The organism is Sphingobium xenophagum (assembly GCF_031457465.1).
Classification (GTDB): domain Bacteria; phylum Pseudomonadota; class Alphaproteobacteria; order Sphingomonadales; family Sphingomonadaceae; genus Sphingobium; species Sphingobium xenophagum_A.
Genome location: NZ_JAVDWV010000024.1, coordinates 1 through 18940 on the forward strand (window position 1 = coordinate 1; position 18940 = coordinate 18940).

At 63.0% G+C, this 18940-nt stretch carries 19 protein-coding genes; 11 read left to right on the top strand and 8 right to left on the bottom strand.

All coding sequences use genetic code 11. The features are described 5' to 3' along the window. The 6 genes from J2W40_RS18670 to J2W40_RS18695 form a co-directional block, all read right to left on the bottom strand. The coding region (locus J2W40_RS18670; RefSeq protein ID WP_310227475.1) for a Gfo/Idh/MocA family oxidoreductase at positions 1-206 on the bottom strand (206 nt) is incomplete at its 3' end. A 90-nt stretch (positions 207-296) separates the two neighbouring features. Beyond that, positions 297-1193 carry a class III extradiol dioxygenase subunit beta gene (locus J2W40_RS18675; protein WP_069064067.1) on the bottom strand — a complete coding sequence of 299 codons (897 nt, stop codon included), beginning with the start codon at positions 1191-1193 and terminating at the stop codon, positions 297-299. A gap of 1 nt (position 1194) precedes the next feature. Continuing rightward, a complete protein-coding gene (ligA, locus tag J2W40_RS18680) occupies positions 1195-1647 on the bottom strand; it encodes a protocatechuate 4,5-dioxygenase subunit alpha (protein ID WP_310227476.1) in 453 nt (150 codons plus the stop codon). Then, the gene (locus J2W40_RS18685; RefSeq protein WP_310227477.1) at positions 1644-2666 is read right to left on the bottom strand and encodes an amidohydrolase family protein; all 1023 of its coding nucleotides are present in this window, start codon (positions 2664-2666) and stop codon (positions 1644-1646) included. Before J2W40_RS18685 ends, ligA begins: the two co-directional genes overlap by 4 nt. Before the next feature lie 87 nt (positions 2667-2753). Next, the gene (locus J2W40_RS18690) at positions 2754-3701 is read right to left on the bottom strand and encodes an NAD(P)-dependent oxidoreductase (protein ID WP_310227502.1); all 948 of its coding nucleotides are present in this window, start codon (positions 3699-3701) and stop codon (positions 2754-2756) included. A 64-nt stretch (positions 3702-3765) separates the two neighbouring features. Then, positions 3766-4917, bottom strand: a complete 1152-nt coding sequence (locus tag J2W40_RS18695) for a LysR family transcriptional regulator (RefSeq protein ID WP_310227478.1) — start codon at positions 4915-4917, stop codon at positions 3766-3768. 106 nt (positions 4918-5023) lie between these two features. Between J2W40_RS18695 and ligK the strand changes: the two genes are divergently transcribed. Genes ligK through J2W40_RS18710 form a run of 3 tightly spaced genes read left to right on the top strand, consistent with a single transcriptional unit; the run spans position 5024 to position 7633 of the window. Then, positions 5024-5698 (top strand): 4-carboxy-4-hydroxy-2-oxoadipate aldolase/oxaloacetate decarboxylase, encoded by a 675-nt coding sequence (gene ligK / locus J2W40_RS18700; protein WP_310227479.1) that lies wholly within the window; start codon positions 5024-5026, stop codon positions 5696-5698. After that, positions 5691-6755 carry a 4-oxalomesaconate tautomerase gene (locus J2W40_RS18705; RefSeq protein ID WP_310227480.1) on the top strand — a complete coding sequence of 355 codons (1065 nt, stop codon included), beginning with the start codon at positions 5691-5693 and terminating at the stop codon, positions 6753-6755. The genes ligK and J2W40_RS18705 overlap by 8 nt, the downstream gene beginning before the upstream one ends. Next, a complete protein-coding gene (locus J2W40_RS18710) occupies positions 6752-7633 on the top strand; it encodes an amidohydrolase family protein (protein WP_310227481.1) in 882 nt (293 codons plus the stop codon). Before J2W40_RS18705 ends, J2W40_RS18710 begins: the two co-directional genes overlap by 4 nt. Before the next feature lie 32 nt (positions 7634-7665). Here J2W40_RS18710 and J2W40_RS18715 read toward each other — a convergent pair whose 3' ends face one another. Further along, positions 7666-8052 (bottom strand): ArsR/SmtB family transcription factor, encoded by a 387-nt coding sequence (locus J2W40_RS18715; protein WP_310227482.1) that lies wholly within the window; start codon positions 8050-8052, stop codon positions 7666-7668. Continuing rightward, positions 8049-8672 carry a peroxiredoxin gene (locus tag J2W40_RS18720; protein ID WP_310227483.1) on the bottom strand — a complete coding sequence of 208 codons (624 nt, stop codon included), beginning with the start codon at positions 8670-8672 and terminating at the stop codon, positions 8049-8051. The genes J2W40_RS18715 and J2W40_RS18720 overlap by 4 nt, the downstream gene beginning before the upstream one ends. A 102-nt stretch (positions 8673-8774) precedes the next feature. Here J2W40_RS18720 and J2W40_RS18725 point away from each other — a divergent pair, with 102 nt between their 5' ends. The 8 genes from J2W40_RS18725 (at position 8775) to J2W40_RS18760 (ending at position 18886) form a co-directional block, all read left to right on the top strand. Next, positions 8775-9692 carry an MBL fold metallo-hydrolase gene (locus tag J2W40_RS18725; protein WP_310227484.1) on the top strand — a complete coding sequence of 306 codons (918 nt, stop codon included), beginning with the start codon at positions 8775-8777 and terminating at the stop codon, positions 9690-9692. Continuing rightward, positions 9689-10126 carry a YeeE/YedE family protein gene (locus tag J2W40_RS18730; RefSeq protein ID WP_310227485.1) on the top strand — a complete coding sequence of 146 codons (438 nt, stop codon included), beginning with the start codon at positions 9689-9691 and terminating at the stop codon, positions 10124-10126. The genes J2W40_RS18725 and J2W40_RS18730 overlap by 4 nt, the downstream gene beginning before the upstream one ends. Continuing rightward, complete coding sequence (locus tag J2W40_RS18735; RefSeq protein ID WP_310227486.1) at positions 10126-10536, top strand: DUF6691 family protein; 411 nt, start codon at positions 10126-10128, stop codon at positions 10534-10536. The genes J2W40_RS18730 and J2W40_RS18735 overlap by 1 nt, the downstream gene beginning before the upstream one ends. A gap of 28 nt (positions 10537-10564) precedes the next feature. Continuing rightward, positions 10565-12145, top strand: a complete 1581-nt coding sequence (locus tag J2W40_RS18740) for a bifunctional protein tyrosine phosphatase family protein/NAD(P)/FAD-dependent oxidoreductase (protein ID WP_310227487.1) — start codon at positions 10565-10567, stop codon at positions 12143-12145. Then, positions 12142-12933, top strand: a complete 792-nt coding sequence (locus J2W40_RS18745; protein ID WP_310227488.1) for a sulfite exporter TauE/SafE family protein — start codon at positions 12142-12144, stop codon at positions 12931-12933. Before J2W40_RS18740 ends, J2W40_RS18745 begins: the two co-directional genes overlap by 4 nt. Before the next feature lie 63 nt (positions 12934-12996). After that, positions 12997-14400: a cytochrome ubiquinol oxidase subunit I gene (locus J2W40_RS18750; RefSeq protein ID WP_310227489.1), complete on the top strand. Its 1404-nt coding sequence runs from the start codon at positions 12997-12999 to the stop codon at positions 14398-14400. Then, a complete protein-coding gene (gene cydB, locus J2W40_RS18755; protein WP_310227490.1) occupies positions 14397-15395 on the top strand; it encodes a cytochrome d ubiquinol oxidase subunit II in 999 nt (332 codons plus the stop codon). The genes J2W40_RS18750 and cydB overlap by 4 nt, the downstream gene beginning before the upstream one ends. Positions 15396-16000: 605 nt before the next feature. After that, positions 16001-18886 (top strand): TonB-dependent receptor plug domain-containing protein, encoded by a 2886-nt coding sequence (locus tag J2W40_RS18760; RefSeq protein WP_310227491.1) that lies wholly within the window; start codon positions 16001-16003, stop codon positions 18884-18886. The last annotated feature ends 54 nt before the right edge of the window (positions 18887-18940 follow it).

Consider the following 18940-nt stretch of genomic DNA (forward strand, 5'->3'; position numbering starts at 1 on the left):
CACAGGATCACTGCATCGACATCGTCGCGGGCCAGAGTGTCGGCCAATTCGGTGGTCGCATGGTCAATGCCATATTTATCGGCAATCGCCTGGGTCGCATCCAGCCGACGACCGACCAGCGACGTCACCGTCACGCCAACGATATTCTTGAGGCCATCCAGATGCTTTTCGCCAAAGGCACCGGCACCAGCCAGGGCAATACGCATGAGAAACTCCGTCTATTTAAGCCCTCCCTTTCAAGGGAGGGGGAAGGGGTGGGTGCAAGCGAAGCGAGCCTGCACCCATCATGAAGAGGCTTACTCCGCCGCGATCGCCGTCACCGTATCGCTGCCGGTCATGTCCAGCCCTTCGCCATTATCCGGGCGCAGCACCATATGGCCGATCGCAGTATTGGAACAGGGCACATGATAATGGCGATGCAGCGCGCGGGTCTTCTTGCCCAGCGCCCCGCGCATCACCAGCCACATCACCATCTCGATGCCTTCGCTGCCTGTTTCGCGCAGATATTCGATATGCGGAATCCGACGCAGATGGTCGCTGTCGCCGATCAGCCCGTCCAGGAATTTATTGTCCCATTCCTTGTTGATCAGGCCCGCGCGTGGCCCTTGCAACTGATGGCTCATGCCGCCGGTGCCCCAGATCTGCACGTTCAGATCTTCGGGGAAACTCTCGACCGCCTTGCGCACCGCCTCGCCCAGCGCCCAGCAGCGATTGCCCGATGGCGGCGGATAGGTGACGACGTTGACGGCCAGCGGCACGACCTTGCACGGCCAGGCGTCGGGCTTGCCGAACATCATGCTGAGCGGCACGGTCAGGCCATGGTCGACATCCATCTCGTTGATGATGGTCATGTCGAATTCGTCCAGCACCAGGCTCTGCGCGATATGCCAGGCAAGGTCGGGATGCCCCTCGACATCCGGCACGGCGCGCGGCCCCCAGCCTTCGTCGGCGGACTTGTAGCGCTCGCCACAACCGATAGCGAAAGTGGGGATGATCTTCATGTCGAAGGCCGACGCATGGTCGTTATAGACCAGGATGATGACATCGGGCTTTTCCGCCTTCTCCCATTCACGGGTCCAGTCATAGCCCGCGAAAATGGGGCCGAAATACTCGTCCCGATCCTTGTTGAAGTCCGACGCCACACCCAGCAGCGGCACATGGCTTGACGCCACGCCAGCAGTAATTCGCGCCATATCAGCGATCCTCATTCTTGGCCGCAGCCGCAGCTTCATTGGCCCTGATCGACCGCACGCCTTCGGGCGAACGGCCACCGTTCATCATCATCTCGCGATATTGCGGGAATTCCATGTCCGTCATCGTGCTGACGGCTTCGGCGAACGGAATGCCATCGGTCGAAAACAGCTTCGCCAGAAAATAGACATTGCCGCCCAGATCGAGGCAGCGATTATAATCGCGCGCGAGCATCGCTTCCTTCTGATCCTCGGTCAGCGGCCATTCGTCCATATAGGCGCGCTCATCGGCCTTGAACCGGGCGCGGTTCTCGTCCTTCATCAGGCTCATCGCAAACTGGTTCATATGATAGCCCTGCCGCGCCCGCTTGGCGGTGAAGACACGGGTGCCGGGGATATCTTCCATCTCGGCCAGATATTCATGGATATCCTGGTGCTTGGGATCTTCTGTTATCATAGTCCCTTCTCCTTCAACTGGGCATCAAGGCGCGGGAACACCCGGCGGGCATTGCCCTCGAAAATTGCGGCGCGCTCGGCATCGCTGATCTCCAGCGCATCGACATAGCGTTTGGTGTCGTCGAAATAATGGCCAGTGGTCGGATCGATGCCGCGCACCGCGCCGACCATTTCCGACCCGAACAAGATATTCTTGTTGTCGATCACGTCGGCGAGCAGATTGACGCCCGGCTGATGATAGACGCAGGTGTCGAAGAAGATATTGTTCATCAGATGGCTCGACAGGTCCGGCTTCTTGAGCATGTCGGCTAACCCGCGATAGCGCCCCCAATGATAGGGCACCGCGCCGCCGCCATGTGGGATGATGAAGCGCAGCGTCGGGAAATCCTTGAACAGATCGCCTTGCAGCAATTGCATGAAGGCGATGGTGTCAGCAGCGATATAATAGCCGCCGGTCGCGTGCATCGCGGGATTACAGCTGCCCGACACATGGATCATCGCGGGCACGTCCAGCTCGACCATCTTTTCGTAGAAGGGATACCAGTAACGGTCGGTCAGCGGCGGATGGGTGAAATGCCCGCCGCCCGGATCGGGATTGAGGTTGCAGCCGATGAAGCCCATCTTGACGCAGCGTTCCAGCTCGGCGATGCTGTTGCTCATGTCGGCCTTGGGCGACTGCGGCAACATGCACACGCCGACGAAGGTTTCGGGGAACATCGCCACCACCCGCGCGATCAGGTCGTTGCAGCGCATCGCCCATTCCTTGGCCATCGCCTCGTCGCCGACATGCGGGGCCATGGCCGACGCGCGCGGCGAAAAGATCGTCAGGTCCGCGCCGCGCTCCTTGATCAGGCGCAGCTGGTTCGCCTCGATCGTCTCGCGAATTTCCGCGTCGCTGATGTCGGGATAGGGCGGACAGGGCGTGCCAGCCTTGAACGCCGCCTTCTGCTCTTCCCGCCAGGCGTCATGCCCCTTTGGCAACACCGTATAATGGCCGTGGCAATCGATAATCAGGCTCATCGCGTCCTCATCTCCAACTCACTTCGTCACCCCAGCGAAGGCTGGGGTCTCAGGCGACAGCGCACCACGCCCGCCCCAAAACCCCCGTCATTCCCGCGAAGGCGGGAACCCATCTCCCAGCAGTTCCTCTTGTCGCGAGGTGGCAAGATGGATGTCTGACTGCGCGGGAATGACATTGGAAGAAACCGCCCCAATCTTCGCGCCCAACCCCTCCGGCACTATCTTCATCCCCAGCGCCCCGATCGCCCGCTGCCGCGCCACCGTGCCGCGCGTCATTGCAGCACCCGTGCCAAGCCCTTCGAGCGTCTTGACCACTTCCTCCATCTCGGCTGCACGGCGCAGGCCATGCACCAGCATCCGGTCGAGATTATAGTCGGCCCGCTCCGCCCACGGCTTCGCCTTCTCGCTCGCGTCGAGCGACGCCAGCACCTCGTCCAGCACATCCGCCGCTTCGGCTGCCAGCACACATTCGGCGGTCAGCGCTTCCATCCCCTTTACCATGACGGAGCGGATCATCTTGATCGACGATGCCCGCCCGACATCGGCACCGACGATGCGGATCTTGGCAAAGCCCAGCGCCGCCAGCCGCGCCTGCGCTTCGTCAGCGCGTTCGCCGCTCAACAACAGGGGGACATTCAACCGCGCCGGATCGACCGGCGCCATGACCGCCACATCGACATAATGCGCACCCGCCGCCTCGATCGCGCGTGCCGCGGCCTGCTTGGTCTGCGGCGCGACGCTGTTCATGTCGCAATAGAGCGCGCCTGGCGCAATCATCGCCGCCGCAGCCTCGGCCACGGCCAGCGCTTGGTCCGCCGTCACCAGCGACAGGATCAGGCCGACGCCATCCAGCGCATCTTCCAGAAAGCGCGCAGGCAGCACACCCGCCTGCATATAAGCCGCCAGCATGGCATCGCGCGTGGCAGCAGCATCGGTCTTGGCGTCATAAACATGGGCGGCCGCAGCCCAGTCCCCCGCCCGCGCAAAGGTGGACCCCGCCTCGCCAAACCCGATAAGACCGACTTCCTGCTCCATAGGAAAGGACATGCCGGATTGTATCCCGCACGACCAATCATATCCGGGGGCATGTCATAAGATTTTACGAACTCATGGTTGCGACCGCCTGTTCGATCGCCGCCATGAACTGTTGCTGCAGCCGGGTCGGTCGCCAATCGGCGCGACTGGTGACGCCGATGGTACGGCTTATCTCGCCGGGTGCCGGACCGATATCGGCCAGCATCCCGTTATCCAGTTCGACGCGCAACTGATCGACCGACAGCAAGGTGAGATAGTCGCCGCTCACCAGCAATTGCCGCACCGTCATCACCGACCCGCACTCGATCGGCACGGCAGGCAAGTCACCGCCCAGCGCCGCGAACATCGCCTGCCATAATTGCCGAAGCGGCGTGCCTTCGGGCGGCAATATCCAGGGGAAACGCCGCAGATCATCGCCATTCCAGCCCTGCTCCAGCGGGTGTCCCGCTCTCGCGAAGATGGTCGGCCGGTCCTCAAACAAGGGACGTTGGACCAGATCCTGCCCAATGCTCGCATCCCGCAACGCACCAACCATCATGTCGATCTCGCCATCGCGCAATGGTCCCGCAAGCTCGGCATAGGAGCCTTCGACAACGGAAATATCGACCTGCGGAAAGTCCCGTCGGAAACTGGTAATGGCCAGCGGTAGCAGACGGGCCCGGCTGAGCGGCATCGCCCCAACCAATATCCGGCCGCTATCCTTCCCGGTCAGCTCGGCAATTTCTTCCAGTCCCTGTCGCAACTCCGCCAGCGCCAGCCGCAATCGTCGCGCCAGCATCACGCCCGCGCGGGTCAGCATCAGGCCTCGCCCCCGCCGCTCGGCAAGGCGCACCCCCAGCGCCAGTCCCAGATCACCGACCGCGCGGTGCAGCGACGGCTCGGCCACTCCAGCCTGCACCGCCGCCGCCGCATAGCTGCCGCCGCGCGCGAGCGCCACGAAGGCGCGGATCTGCGTGGCCGTTACCCGGCTGCTGCCGATCAATCGCAACGCCACATCGACACGCGGTTTGAAGCGCAGGGCTACGGGTGTCGGCACCATCCCACCTGGCCGCCGCTCGAACAAAGCCGCGCCCAGTTGCGTCTCCAGCTTGGCAATGCCCTGCGTTACCGCAGGCTGGGTCAGGTTCACCGCCCGCGCCGCCAGGCTGACGCTGCCTTGTTCAACCACCGCGACCATCGCGGCGAGATGCCGGATATTGAACTGATCGACCTGCATTTTTGACAATTAGCAAAATTTTATGCGCCTGCGCCAGAACGGATTTGAGAAATGCGCAACTATTGTCCACTTCGCTGTCCGGTTTAGGAAAGAGGAGCAAGCGCCCATGTCCGGCATCGTCGTCCAGAATATCGAACGGGCGGACCTTTCCGTCATTGATGGCCTCGCCCAGTGCGGCGTCGCCACCGTCCATGAAGCCCAGGGCCGCACCGGCCTGCTCGCCCCGCACATGCGCCCCATCTATCCCGGTGCCCGCATCGCGGGCAGCGCCGTCACCATCTCCGCCCCTCCCGGCGACAATTGGATGGTTCATGTCGCGATCGAACAGCTCAAGGAAGGCGACATCCTCGTCCTCGCGCCGACCAGCCCCTGCACCGATGGCTATTTCGGCGACCTGCTCGCGACGTCCGCCCAGGCGCGCGGCTGTCGCGGCCTGATCATCGACGCAGGCGTCCGCGACCTGCGCGACTTGAAGCAGATGAATTTCCCGGTCTGGTCGAAAGCGGTCCACGCCCAAGGCACGATCAAAGGCACGCTGGGGTCGGTTAATGTCCCGATCGTCTGCGCCAATGCGCTGGTCAACGCAGGCGACGTGATCATCGCTGACGATGACGGCGTGTGCGTCGTGCCGCGCGCCGACGCCATTGCCGTGCTGGAGAAGGCACAGGCTCGCGAAGCCGCCGAAGAAGCCAAGCGCGTCCGCCTGGCCGCTGGAGAACTCGGCCTCGACATCTATAATATGCGCCCCCGCCTCGAAGAAATGGGCCTTAAATATGTCTGAGACCCCTGCCTCCGCTAAGGTCATGTGGATGCGCGGCGGCACGTCGAAGGGCGGCTATTTCCTGGCCGACGATCTCCCCGCCGACACCGCCGCCCGCGACGCCTTCCTCCTGCGCGCCATGGGGTCGCCCGACCCGCGTCAGATCGATGGCATGGGTGGTGCCGATCCGCTGACCAGCAAGGTCGCGGTGGTGAAGAAATCTGCCAGGGATGGCGTCGATATCGACTATCTCTTCCTGCAGGTCTTCGTCGATCAGGCGATCGTCAGCGACGCGCAGAATTGCGGCAATATTCTCGCCGGGATCGGTCCCTTCGCGATCGAGCGCGGCCTCGTCGCCGCGCAGCAAAGCGAAACGCGTGTCGCCATCTTCATGGAAAATACCGGCCAGATCGCCATCGCCACCGTTCAGACGCCCGGCGGCATCGTCCGCTATGAGGGCGATGCTCGCATCGACGGCGTGCCGGGCAGCGCCGCGCCCATCCCGCTGGAATTTCGCGATACCGCCGGTTCCTCCTGCGGCGCGCTGCTGCCGACCGGCAACGCCTATGACGAAGTCGAGGGGGTCCGCCTCACCCTGATCGACAATGGCATGCCCTGCGTCGTCATGCAGGCGCGCGATGTCGGGATTACCGGCTATGAGGATCGCGATACGCTGGACAAGGACAGCGACTTGAAGGCCCGCATCGAAAAGATCCGCCTCGCTGTCGGCGAACGCATGAACCTTGGCGACGTCACGGAAAAGTCGGTGCCCAAGATGATGCTGGTCGCCCCGCCCCGTAATGGCGGCGCCGTCACAGTACGCAGCTTCATCCCCCATCGCGCCCATGCGTCGATCGGCGTGCTGGGCGCGGTCAGCGTCGCCACCGCCTGCCTGATCGAAGGGTCGCCCGCCGCCGAAGTCGCCAACATCCCCGATGGTTCGCGCAAGACGCTATCGGTAGAACATCCCACCGGTGAAACCACCTGCGTCATGGAACTGGACGAGAGCGGCACGGTCACTAGCGCCGCCATTCTGCGCACCGCCCGCAAATTGATGGATGGAGAGATTTTCGCATGAGTGACCGCATCATCTCTTGGCACGGCAACCCATCCAAGCCGCTCTACACTCCCCCGCCCGGCGCGATTGATGCGCACTGCCATGTGTTCGGGCCGATGGCGGACTTCCCGTTCAGCGCGAAGGCGAAATATCTCCCGGAAGACGCCGGACCAGATATGCTGTTCGCCCTGCGCGACCATCTGGGCTTTGCCCGCAACGTCATCGTCCAGGCGAGCTGCCACGGCACCGACAATAGCGCGACGCTGGAAGCCATCGCCAAGTCCAACGGCAAAGCACGGGGCGTCGCTGTTGTCGATCCCGCCATTTCGGACGCTGATCTTGCCGCCCTCCATGACGGCGGCATCCGCGGCATCCGCTTCAATTTCCTCAAGCGCCTGGTCGATGATGCTCCCAAGGACAAGTTTTTGGAAGTCGCGAGCCGCCTGCCTGTAGGCTGGCATGTCGTCATCTATTTCGAGGCGGACATATTGGAAGAGCTGCGTCCCTTCATGGACGCCATACCCGTGCCGCTGGTGATCGACCATATGGGCCGCCCCGACGTTTCCCAGGGGCCGGACGGCGCGGATATGAAGGCCTTTCGCACCTTTCTCGATTCCCGCGACGACATCTGGTTCAAGGCGACCTGTCCCGACCGCCTCGATCCCAATGGCGCGCCATGGAACGCCTTCGCCGATGCGGTCGCGCCATTGGTCGCCGACTATCAGGACCGGGTTCTGTGGGGCACTGACTGGCCCCACCCCAATATGCAGGACGCCATCCCCGACGACGGGCATCTGGTCGACATGATCCCACGCATCGCGCCAACGGCAGAGTTACAACGCAAATTGCTGATCGACAATCCAATGAAGCTATACTGGCCGGAAGAAACAATCGCCTAGCGCCATCGCGTTGGCGCTTGCCGCCAGCGTGATCATCCCAGAATGCGGGCGAAAGCTGCCACGCCATCGGCGGGCGGTGCCGATGAGGCTATCGATTCGACGGCTGGCAAAAGCGGTGCGCCGACGCCGCCGAAGATCGCCTCGATATTGCGCACGCATAGTGCCACGCCGTCGTCGGCAAGCATGTACCACACCTGCTTGGCTTCCTTGCGGTTCTGCACCAGATCGGCGCGGCGCAGTTCGGCCAGTTGCTGGCTGAGTGCGGGCTGGCCGATGCCGGTGATATCGGCGATTTCGCTCACATTCCGTTCGCCGCGCAACAGGCAGGACAGGATCATCAACCTCTGCGGCTGGGCGAAAACCTTGATCTTTTCGGCGGCCATCGCCGCGGCATCGCGATCGGCGTGGAGCGCGCTCATGCTGATGGCTCGAACCGGCAGAACCAATCGGGCGCATCCTGGTTGCCTTCGGTGGCAGGCAATAGCAGCGGCTGTCCTTCCGCCCAGCCTTCGGGTGTCAGGCTGTTTGCGCCATCAACTCGCTGCAATGCGCGCAACAGGCGCAGCATCTCGTCGACCGAACGGCCGACATTATGCGGATAGCAGGTCGTCGCGCGGATGATGCCCTGGGGGTCTATGAAGAAGGTCGATCGCATTGCCATGCTGTCGATGGCGGCGTCATCGATCATGCCATAGGCGCGGCCGACCGCCATGCTGGGGTCTTCGATGATCGGAAAGTCGATCGCCACACCGAACAGATCGCGCAACGCGCGAACCCAGGCGATATGGGCGTAGAGGCTGTCGACCGACAGGCCCACTAGCTTGCAGCCGAGCGCGTCGAAATCCGCCTGCCGTCGCGCCAATGCCGCGAATTCTGTGCTGCATACCGGCGTGAAGTCGGCGGGGTGTGAAAAGAAGATCACCCATTGGCCGCGCAGTGCCGAGAGTTGAAAATCGCCCCTTGTTGATCGTGCGCGGAAATCGGGGGCCATGTCGCCGATCCGCACCGGCCGCCGCCCATCTGTCATCACTTCGCTCATGCCTGCTTTCCTGCAATCCTGATCGCCCGGAGGCAACCCCTTGACGACCTCGTTGTATACATATACATGGTTCATGTAAATATGAAACTAAAGGAGAGTCGCATGTCCGACCCCGCACTGACCAAAGCCCAAACGCAAATCCTCGCCGCCCGCGAAGGCGTGCCCGTGATCAAGGCCTTTTTCGATCCGCCGACCTTCACCGTGACCTATGTCGTGCATGATGCGCAGACGCTGCGCGCCGCCGTGATCGACAGCGTGATGACCTATGACCCCGCCTCCGGCCGCACGAATGTTCAGTCCGCCGACCCGGTGATCGCCTATGTCGAGGAGCAGGGGCTGACCGTCGATTGGCATCTGGAAACCCACGCCCATGCCGATCACCTCTCGGCCGCCCCCTATCTCCAGCAGAAGCTGGGCGGGAAGATCGCGATCGGCGCGCATATCTGCGAAGTGCAGCATATGTTCGGCACGCTGTTCAACGTCGGCGCGGAATTCCCGCGCGACGGATCGGACTTCGATCATCTGTGGGCCGATGGTGACAGTTTTGCGATCGGCAATCTGTCGGTCACGGTGCTGCATGTGCCGGGCCACACGCCGGCCTGCGTCGCTTATGTGATCGGCGATGCGGTGTTCGTGGGTGATACCATGTTCATGCCCGATTATGGCACCGCGCGAGCCGACTTCCCCGGCGGCGACGCGCGCACCTTGTTCCGGTCGATGCGTCGGTTGCTGGAACTGCCGCCGGAAACCCGGCTCTTCCTGTGCCATGACTATCTGCCCGAAGGCCGCGACCATTATGTCTGGGAAACGACCGTGGCGGAAGAGCGGCGGGCCAATATCCACGCCCATGACGGCATATCCGAAGACGAATTCGTCGCGATGCGCGAAGCGCGCGACGCCACGCTGGATATGCCGCGCCTGATCCTGCCCTCGGTTCAGGTCAATATGCGCGCGGGCCATCTGCCGGTCGCCGAGGATAATGGCGTCGCCTATCTCAAAATCCCGGTGAACCAGCTATGATCCCCGGCTTTCCCGATGCCCAGCCGGTGGCGGGCCTTATCGGCGGGCTGATGATCGGCGTGGCGGCGGCGATCATGCTGCTCGGCCTCGGCCGGATCGCGGGCGTCAGCGGACTTGCGGCGCGCGCCACAGGCCTGTCGCAGGGCGGTGCGCCACGCAGCGTCGCCATCGCCTTCATCATCGGCTTGCCGTTGGGCGCGCTGGTCGTAGCGCTGCTGTCGGGGGGCGTCCCGGCCAGCTATCCCGCACCCGTCCTGTTGATCGTCGCTGGCCTGATCGTCGGGTACGGCACGCGGCTCGGATCAGGCTGCACCAGCGGCCATGGCGTATGCGGCGTGTCGCGCCTGTCACGCCGCTCGCTCACCGCCACCGCTTTGTTCATGGGCAGCGGTTTTGCCACCGTGGCGATCCTGCGGCTGGCGGGGCTTTTGTGATGCGGATCATCCTTGCGCTATTGTCCGGTTCGCTGTTCGGCGCGGGCCTTGCCTTGTCGGGCATGGCCGATCCGATGCGGGTGCGCGCCTTCCTCAACCTGTTGGGACCATGGGATCCGACGCTGGCCTTCGTCATGGGCGGCGCGATGATTCCGATGGCACTTGCCTGGCTGGTGCAGAAGCGGACCGACCGCCCCTTCGCCGATCAGCAGTTCAATCTGCCCGAAACACGCGGGATCGACGGGAAGCTCGCGCTGGGCGCGATCCTGTTTGGCATCGGCTGGGGCATAGGCGGCCTGTGCCCCGGCCCCGCCCTCGCCAGCCTGGCGCTCGCCCCGGTGGCGGTGGCTCCCTTCGTGCTGGCCATGCTGGGCGGCATGGCGCTGCACCGCGTCACGTCAAGAACATAACCGGCACGCCGGACCAAGGAGGATCATCATGGATATCAAGCGGCTGACCCCAGCCTTCGGCACGGCCCCGCAACTGACGCCGCACGATGTCGAACAGGCCGCGCGCGAGGGCTTTCGCGCGATCATCTGCAACCGCCCCGATGGCGAGGAGGATGGCCAGCCGACCGCTGCGGACATCGGTGCCGTCGCCAGAGCCGCAGGCCTCGCCTTCGCGCATATCCCCGTAACCCCCGGCGCGATGACCGATGCCGATGCGCAGGAGATGCGCTACGCGCTCGACACGCTCCCCGGCCCTGTGCTGGGCTATTGTCGGTCGGGCGCCCGCGCCGAAAAACTGACAGCGATGGCGGATGCACTGATCGCCGGACCCCGTGCCGCCCCTTATGATATCCTGATCATCGGTGGCGGCAGCGCCGGGATCGCCACGGCCGCCAGCATCCTCAAGCGCCGCCGGGGCATCCGCCTCGCCATCATCGAACCGAGCGACGATCATTATTACCAGCCCGGCTGGACGATGGTGGGCGCAGGCGTGTTCGACAGCGGCTTTACCCGGCGCAGCGAGGCGCACCTTATTCCGAGCGGCGCGACCTGGATCAAAGGATCGGCCAATAGCTTCCTGCCCGATGACAAACAGGTGCTGCTCGATGACGGGCGGCGGATCGGCTATGGTGTGTTGATCGTCTGCCCCGGCATCAAGCTCGACTGGAACGCCATTCCCGGCCTTGCCGATGCGTTGGGCCATGATGGCGTCACGTCCAATTATCGCTACGATCTGGCCCCCTATACCAATCGCCTGGCCAAAGCGTTCAAGGGCGGACGCGCGCTCTTCACCCAGCCGCCGATGCCGATCAAATGCGCGGGCGCCCCGCAAAAGGCGATGTATCTGTCCTGCCACCGCTGGGAAAAGGCGGGCGTGCTGGCGCATAGCGACGTGCAATTCCACACCGCCGGGCCAGCGCTGTTCGGGGTCGCCGCCTATGTTCCAGCGCTGATGGACTATGTCGACCGCTACGGCATTCACCTTAATTTCGGGTCGAAGCTGGTGGAGATTGATGGCCCGGCCAAGACCGCCATTTTCGAGCAGGCGGACGGCGATGGCGTCAGGCGCGTGGCGGAACGCTATGACATGATCCATGTCGTTCCCCCGCAGGTCGCGCCCGACTTCATCCGCAACAGTCTGCTTGCCACCCCCTCCGGTTTCGTCGCGGTGGATGAGGCGACGCTGCGCCACCCCGTCTATCCCGATATCTTCGCGCTGGGCGATGCCTGTTCCGCATCCAATGCCAAGACGATGGCCGCCGCGCGCAAGCAGGCACCGGTCGTCGCGGTGAACGCCCTGGCCGCGCTCGATGGCCATCCGCCGGTGGCCGCCTATGACGGCTATGGCAGTTGTCCGTTGACCGTGGAGGCCGGCAAGATCGTGCTGGCCGAATTCGGCTATGGTGGCAAATTGATGCCGAGCTTTCCCAACTGGCTGATCGACGGCACCCGCCCGTCGCGCCTGTCCTGGCTGCTCAAGGATACCATCCTGCCGCCAGTCTATTGGCACGGGATGCTCAAGGGGCGCGAGTGGATGGTCAAGACCCAGCCCATCGAGTCGCAGTCATGATGGACCTGACCCAATATCTGCTGGGTGGCGTGTCGGGCAGCCTGGTCGGCTTCGTGCTGGGCCTGGTCGGCGGTGGCGGGTCCATCCTGGCCGTGCCATTGATGGTCTATCTGGTCGGCGTGCCCAACCCCCATGTCGCCATCGGCACCAGCGCATTGGCGGTTGCCCTCAATGCCGCGACCGGGCTGGCGAGCCACGCCCGCGCCCAGCATGTCAAATGGCGCTGCGGCGGCATCTATGCCGCTGCGGGCATCGTCGGCGCGCTCGCCGGATCGACCTTTGGCAAGATGGTGGATGGCGACAAATTGCTGGCCCTGTTCGCGCTCGTCATGCTGCTGGTCGGCGTACTGATGCTCAAGGGGCGCGGCGATGCGGGCAATCCTGGCGCGGAATGCAATCGCGAAAAAGCGCCCAAGGTGGTGGGCTATGGCCTTGGGTCGGGCCTGTTCTCCGGCTTCTTCGGCATTGGCGGCGGCTTCCTGATCGTGCCGGGCTTGGTCGCTTCGACCGGCATGCCGATGCTGATGGCGGTCGGCACGTCGCTGGTTGCGGTGACGGCCTTTGGGCTCACCACGGCAGCCAACTATGCTTTTTCCGGGCTGATCGACTGGCCGCTCGCGGCCGTGTTCGTTACGGGCGGGGTCGTCGGCAGCGTCGGCGGCACGCGGCTGGCCGAACGGCTGGGGGCCAAGACCGGGCGGCTGACCACCGTCTTTGCGATCCTGATCTTCGTCGTCGCCCTCTACATGCTCTGGCGCAGCGCTGCTGCATTTATACCTGGCCTCTGACAATCTGCCCTATCTCTTTCTCCCTGCCCGTCTGATAGAAGGTCGGGCGAAAGGACATTCCTAATGTTCGACTCCGTAGACGCCCTGATCCTGGCCCGCGCGCAATTTGCCTTCACGGTCAGTTTCCACTTTCTGTTCCCGGCCTTTTCGATCGGCCTTGCGAGTTTTCTGATGGTGCTGGAGGGGCTGTGGCTCGCCACCGGCAAGGGCGTCTATGCCAATCTCTTTCGCTACTGGCTCAAAATCTTCGCCGTCGTGTTCGCCATGGGCGTCGTGTCAGGCATCGTCATGTCCTATCAATTCGGTACCAACTGGTCGGTCTTTTCCGACAAGGCGGGGCCGGTCATCGGGCCGCTCATGGCCTATGAAGTGCTGACCGCCTTCTTCCTGGAGGCTGGGTTCCTGGGCGTCATGCTGTTCGGCATCAACAAGGTCGGGCGCAAGCTACACTTCGCAGCCACCTGCGCGGTCGCAATCGGCACCTTCATCTCCGCCTTCTGGATATTGTCGGTCAATAGCTGGATGCAGACACCCACGGGTTTCGAGATGGGGGCGAACGGCCAGTTCTTGCCCGGCCCAAGCTGGATGGCGATCATATTCAACCCTAGTTTCCCCTATCGGCTGGTCCACACTGTTTTGGCGGCCTATTTGACTACTGCCTTTGCGGTCGGTGGCGTGGGGGCCTGGCATCTGCTCAAGGACCGGACCAACCCCGGCGCGCGGACCATGTTCTCCATGGCGATGTGGATGGCGGCGATCGTCGCGCCGATCCAGATTTTTGCAGGCGACATGCATGGCCTCAACACGCTGGAGCATCAGCCGGTCAAGGTCATGGCGATGGAAGGCCATTATGACAGCCATCCCGACGGCGCACCGCTCATCCTGTTCGGCATCCCCGACAGCGCCAACAAGCGAGTCGATTATGCCCTGTCCATTCCCAAGGCATCGTCGCTGATCCTCAAGCATGATCGCAATGCGCCCATGAAGGGCCTCGACACCGTACCGGAAGCTGATCAGCCGCCGGTCGGGATCGTCTTCTGGGCGTTTCGTGTCATGGTCGGCATCGGTTTTGCGATGCTGGGGCTGGGTTTGTGGAGCCTGATCGCGCGCTGGCGCGGCAAGCTGCATGACTGGCCGTGGCTGCATCGCGCCGCACTGGTGCTGGGGCCATCGGGGTTCGTTGCTGTGCTGGCGGGATGGATCGTGACCGAAGTCGGGCGGCAGCCTTTCACCGTCTACGGCCTGCTCCGCACAGCGCAAAGCGCCTCGCCGCTGGATGCGCCCGCCGTCGCGGCGTCACTGCTGGCTTTCGTCATCGTCTATTTCAGCGTGTTCGGCATGGGCATCTGGTATCTGCTGCACCTGATGAAGAAGCCGCCGCAGGCGCATGAAAGCACGCTGGATGGTGCGCCGATCCGCACCGCAGGCATCACCCCTGCACCCGCCATCGAAGGAGGCGAAGCATGATCGACCTGACCGTCATCTGGGCCGCCATCATCGGCTTTGCGATTATCGCCTATGTCGTGATGGACGGGTTCGACCTCGGCATCGGCCTGCTCTTTCCGCTGTTCAAAGTCGGCAAGGACCGCGACACCGCGATGAACAGCATCGCGCCGGTATGGGATGGCAATGAAACCTGGCTGGTGCTGGGCGGCGGCGGGCTGCTCGCGGCCTTTCCGCTGGCCTATGCCATCATCCTGCCCGCGCTTTATGCGCCGTTGATCGCGATGCTGCTCGGCCTCGTCCTGCGCGGCGTGGCGTTCGAGTTTCGCTGGCGCGACCCGGCGCATCGTGCCTGGTGGGACCGTGCCTTTACCGGCGGGTCCGCTGTTGCCACCTTTGCCCAAGGGATTGCGCTGGGTGCCTTGCTGCAGGGCATCAGCGTCGAGGGTCGCGCCTATTCGGGCGGCTGGTGGGAATGGCTCTCGCCCTTTTCGCTGCTGACCGGCTTTGGCCTGATGGTCGGCTATGCGCTGCTGGGCGCCTGCTGGCTTAACTGGAAGACCGAGGGCGGCTTGCAGCGACAAGCGGTGACCTATGCCGGGCGGCTGGGCATCATGATGCTGGTCGTGATCGGCGCGGTCAGCCTCGCCACGCTGACGCTGGAGGGCAGTTATCAAAGCCGCTGGCTCGCTTGGCCGGGTGTGCTTGCCACTGCGCAGGTGCCGCTGGCGACGATCATCGTCACCGCGCTCTTCTACCGCAGCCTTTCCCAGCGCAAGGACGCCCAGCCCTTCCTCTGGGCGCTCGCCCTGTTCGGCCTGTGCCTGCTGGGTCTTGGCATCTCGATCTGGCCTTATGTCATTCCAGAGCGCGTCACCATCTGGGAAGCGGCTGCCCCTTATCGCAGCCAGCTCTTCATGCTGATCGGCGGCGCGGTGCTGGTGCCCATCATCCTCGCCTATACCGCCTGGGCCTATTGGGTGTTCCGGGGCAAGGTCGGCAGCGAGGGTTATCACTGATGCGGTCGCGGCTGACGAAGCTGGGGTGGTTTGTGGGGATATGGGTTGCGAGCGTGCTCGCCCTGACGCTTCTGTCCCTTGGGCTGCGCTACTGGCTGGTTTGACGACGTGATCGGCGAGGGGGCAGCAATGCCCCCTTTTTGATGGTCCCGTAAAAGAGGGTTGGGGCAGGCGGTCACGGATCGCCTGCCCTTATTTGATGGCGTCAGGAAGCGTCAGGCGGGTGTCGACCGCGTACAGCGACCCGGACAATGGTTCGCCTATTTCGGCCCCGGCGGATCATCGCCCTGGAACGCTTGGCAGACATAATGTCGCGGCTGGCGCACAAGATTGTTGACAGCCCGGATCGGTCTTCATAAATCAGGTTAACGTTACCATTGCAAGGGTCGGTTATCGGCGCGCCCTCGGCCAGGCCAGCGCTTGGCGTGTGAAGGGGGATGTCATGCCACTTTTGCCGCGAACCATATACCTATCGAATAAAAACAATGTCTTGGGAGAAGGATAATATGAGCAAATCCACGCTACATTGTCGCCATGGACGGCGGCCTGCCTTTGGAGCGGCAGGGTCTATGATAGCGATAGCATCGATTCTTGCCTTGCCGACAATGGCTTTGGCACAGGAGGACGCGCCGACCGTCGTCGCCCAAAGGGAAGCGCCGCCGACTGTGGCATCGGCCGGCCAGGCCGGGACGAACCAGGATATCATCGTCACTGGGTCGCGCATCACGTCCACGGGTTTCAATGCGCCCACGCCCACCACCATGATCGGCACCGAGCAGATCGAGGCCAATGCGCAGCCCAATATCTTCACCACCATCGCGCAATTGCCGTCGCTGCAAGGCTCGACGGGATCAACGGTCAACACGTTCAGCACGTCGAGCGGTCAGCAGGGCCTGTCCTCCTTCTCGTTGCGCGGCCTGGGGCCGATCCGCACGCTGACGCTTTTGGATGGCCAGCGCGTCGTTGGTGCCAATGTCACCGGCATCCCCGATGTCAGTCTCTTCCCGCAGTTGCTGATCAAGCAGGTCGATGTGGTGAATGGCGGCGCTTCGGCCTCCTATGGATCGGACGCCGTGGGCGGGGTCGTGAATTTCATCACGGACACGCGTTTTGAAGGCTTCAAGGGCAATATCCAGGGCGGCGTGTCCACCTATGGCGATAATGAGCAATATCTCGTCCAACTGGCGGCGGGCAAAAGCTTTCTCGACGGTCGCCTGCGCGCCGTGGTCAGCGCCGAATATGGTGATGAGGCTGGCGTCGGCGGCGGCGATTTCGGCATCGGGCTGGCCGGTGGCCGCGACTGGTTCAAGCAGACCACGCTGATCAATCGCAATGCGCTCAACGACGGATCGCCCCAATATCTGCTGCTCGATAATGCGCAGCCCTATAATTACACCAAATATGGGCTGATCACCGCGGGGCCGTTGCAGGGCATCGCCTTCGACCAGGCGGGCAATCCGTTCCAGTTCCAATATGGCTCCAACGGCACACCGTCGGGCAACGCATCGGGCGCGGTCAATGGCTGTTATCCCGGCTTCTGCATCGGCGGCGATCTGTCGGGCAATGTCGATGCCGGTCGGTCGCTGCAATCGAGCATCAAGCGGCTGAACACCTACGGCCGTCTGGGCTTCGAATTCGCCCCCGACAATGAAATCTACGGGACCGTCAACATCGCGCAGGTGAAAACCAACAACCAGCCGGTGGGAGGCATGAACCGGCCCAACCTGACGATCGAATGCAGCAATCCCTTCGTGCCGGCATCTGTGCAGCAGGCGTGCGCCACGGCGGGCATCACCAATTTCGCCTATGGCACCAGCAATGCGGCGCTGGGCAATACGCAAGTCTATACCGACCGCCGCCAATATCGCTTCGTCGCTGGCGCGAAGGGCCGCGTTCCGGTTGCCGGGTCGGACTGGACCTATGATGCCTATTATCAGCATGGCACCAACTATACCGACGTCGATGTCACCAACATCATGCTCTCGCGCCGCTTCAACCAGGCGATTCAGGCGGTGACGTTGAACGGCGCGATCGTCTGTGCCGATCCGGTCGCCAGAGCCAATGGCTGCGTGCCCCTCAATATCCTCGGCGGCGCACCGCCGTCCGCCGCTGCCCTGTCCTACATCATGCCCGAAAACGGTCCCTATCAGCGGACCCGCCAGACGCAGGATGTGGTCAGCCTCAATTTCTCCGGCTCGCCCTTCGACCTTTGGGCTGGGCCGCTATCGGTCGCGTTTGGCGCGGAATATCGCCATGAATATTATAAGGTCACGGCCGACCCCTATGGCGCGGGCGTGTCCGACCTGTCGCCCAACAATAGCGAATATCCCGCCGACCCCGCGCTGTTGACCGATGGCAACAATTGGTATGCGGGCAATTACAAGAACGGCCAAGGTGCCTACAGCGTCAAGGAAGCCTTTGTCGAAATCGACCTCCCGCTGTTCGACAGCAGCTCCGTCGGCCGCGCCAACATCAATGCCGCGGCCCGCGTAACGGACTATAGCACGTCGGGAACGGTGTGGACCTGGAAGGTTGGCGGCACCTGGGATCTGCCGATCGAGGGGCTGCGTCTGCGCGGTGTCGCCTCGCGCGATGTCCGTGCGCCCAACCTGTCGGAACTCTTCGCAGCGCCCGTCACCACCACCTTGCCCAATTTCTTCGACCCCTTCCGCAACGTCAACGTGCTCGCTATCCAGAACCAGATCGGCAATACCGACCTGACACCGGAAATCGCGCGCAACACCACCTTTGGTGTGGCGCTGGCCAATGCTCCCTGGTTGCCGGGCGTCAGCCTGTCGGTGGATTATTACAAGATCAACCTGACTGACGTGATTTCCAGCTTGGGCGCTGGTGACATCGTCAATCTCTGCTTCCGCGAAATCCTGCCCGATGCTTGCAATGCGTTCAATCTGAACAACCAGAACGGGCCGAACTTCATCAATGTCCAGGCCTTCAACCTGGCGTCGATCAAGACCGAAGGCATCGACATCGAAGCCAGCTATGTGTGGCAGCGGCCACTGGGGCTGGACGGCACCTTGACGTTGCGCGCGCTGGCGACCCATATCCGCAAGTTCGTGACCGACAACGGCCTGTTCGGTTCGGTTCCGTTGGACTCGGCGGGCGCGAACCTGGGCAATACGCCCGACTGGAAATGGCTGGCGATCCAGACCTATGCCACTGACACCTTCTCCATCTATGTTCAGGAACGCTGGTTTTCCGACGGCGTGTTGGGCAAACAATATGTCGAATGTCAGCCCGGCAGCTGCCCGGAATCGACCAACAATAATCCGACGATCGACAATAATTTCATGCCCGGCGCCTTCTACATGGACATAGGCGGCACCTATAATCTGACGCCCGCGATCACTGCCTATGCCAAGGTCGACAATCTGTTCGATCGTGACCCGGCACGCTCGCCCTATTTCGCCAATCCCGCTCTCTATGATGTCGTAGGCCGCATGTATCGTGCCGGTGTGCGCTTCAAATTCTGACCTTACCGATACGGTCGGCGGTGCGACCTCCCCCTGCACCCGCCGATCGAGCCG